The sequence below is a fragment of the Virgibacillus oceani genome (assembly GCF_041521345.1).
GTDB classification, from domain to species: Bacteria; Bacillota; Bacilli; order Bacillales; family Amphibacillaceae; genus Virgibacillus_N; species Virgibacillus_N oceani_A.
In genome coordinates, this window is the sequence record NZ_JBGOHB010000066.1 from 1 (window position 1) to 1,661 (window position 1,661).

Annotated in this window: 1 rRNA gene; it reads left to right on the top strand. The window is 54.8% G+C overall.

Annotation, left to right across the window (positions count from 1 at the left end):
- Window positions 1-6: 6 nt before the first annotated feature.
- Window positions 7-1,573 (top strand): 16S ribosomal RNA (locus ACDX78_RS23130).
- Window positions 1,574-1,661: the final 88 nt, after the last annotated feature.

Here is a 1,661-nt window from a genome sequence, read left to right on the forward strand (position 1 = left end):
CAAACTTTTATGGAGAGTTTGATCTTGGCTCAGGACGAACGCTGGCGGCGTGCCTAATACATGCAAGTCGAGCGCGTGAAGCTGACTGATCCCCTTCGGGGGTGAGGTCAGTGGATCGAGCGGCGGACGGGTGAGTAACACGTGGGCAACCTGCCTGTAAGACTGGGATAACCCCGGGAAACCGGGGCTAATACCGGATAATACTTTTCTTCGCCTGAAGGGAAGTTGAAAGAGGGCCGTAAGGCTCTCGCTTACAGATGGGCCCGCGGCGCATTAGCTAGTTGGTGAGGTAAGAGCTCACCAAGGCGACGATGCGTAGCCGACCTGAGAGGGTGATCGGCCACACTGGGACTGAGACACGGCCCAGACTCCTACGGGAGGCAGCAGTAGGGAATCATCCGCAATGGACGAAAGTCTGACGGTGCAACGCCGCGTGAGTGATGAAGGTTTTCGGATCGTAAAGCTCTGTTGTGAGGGAAGAACAAGTGCCGTTCGAATAGGGCGGCACCTTGACGGTACCTCACCAGAAAGCCCCGGCTAACTACGTGCCAGCAGCCGCGGTAATACGTAGGGGGCAAGCGTTGTCCGGAATTATTGGGCGTAAAGCGCGCGCAGGCGGTCTTTTAAGTCTGATGTGAAAGCCCACGGCTTAACCGTGGAGGGTCATTGGAAACTGGAGGACTTGAGTACAGAAGAGGAGAGTGGAATTCCACGTGTAGCGGTGAAATGCGTAGAGATGTGGAGGAACACCAGTGGCGAAGGCGACTCTCTGGTCTGTAACTGACGCTGAGGTGCGAAAGCGTGGGGAGCGAACAGGATTAGATACCCTGGTAGTCCACGCCGTAAACGATGAGTGCTAGGTGTTAGGGGGTTTCCGCCCCTTAGTGCTGAAGTTAACGCAATAAGCACTCCGCCTGGGGAGTACGGCCGCAAGGCTGAAACTCAAAAGAATTGACGGGGGCCCGCACAAGCGGTGGAGCATGTGGTTTAATTCGAAGCAACGCGAAGAACCTTACCAGGTCTTGACATCCTCTGAACACTCTAGAGATAGAGTTTTCCCTTCGGGGACAGAGTGACAGGTGGTGCATGGTTGTCGTCAGCTCGTGTCGTGAGATGTTGGGTTAAGTCCCGTAACGAGCGCAACCCTTAATCTTAGTTGCCAGCATTCAGTTGGGCACTCTAAGGTGACTGCCGGTGACAAACCGGGGGAAGGTGGGGATGACGTCAAATCATCATGCCCCTTATGACCTGGGCTACACACGTGCTACAATGGATGGAACAAAGGGCAGCGAAGCTGCGAAGTGAAGCAAATCCCATAAAACCATTCTCAGTTCGGATTGCAGGCTGCAACTCGCCTGCATGAAGCCGGAATCGCTAGTAATCGCGGATCAGCATGCCGCGGTGAATACGTTCCCGGGCCTTGTACACACCGCCCGTCACACCACGAGAGTTGGTAACACCCGAAGTCGGTGAGGTAACCTCTTGGAGCCAGCCGCCGAAGGTGGGACCAATGATTGGGGTGAAGTCGTAACAAGGTAGCCGTATCGGAAGGTGCGGCTGGATCACCTCCTTTCTAAGGAAGATATAACGGAACGCCAGAGGCACTTACGTGCCTCTCGGTAAGGCATACTGTGTTGTTTGGTTCAGTTTTGAGAGAGCAA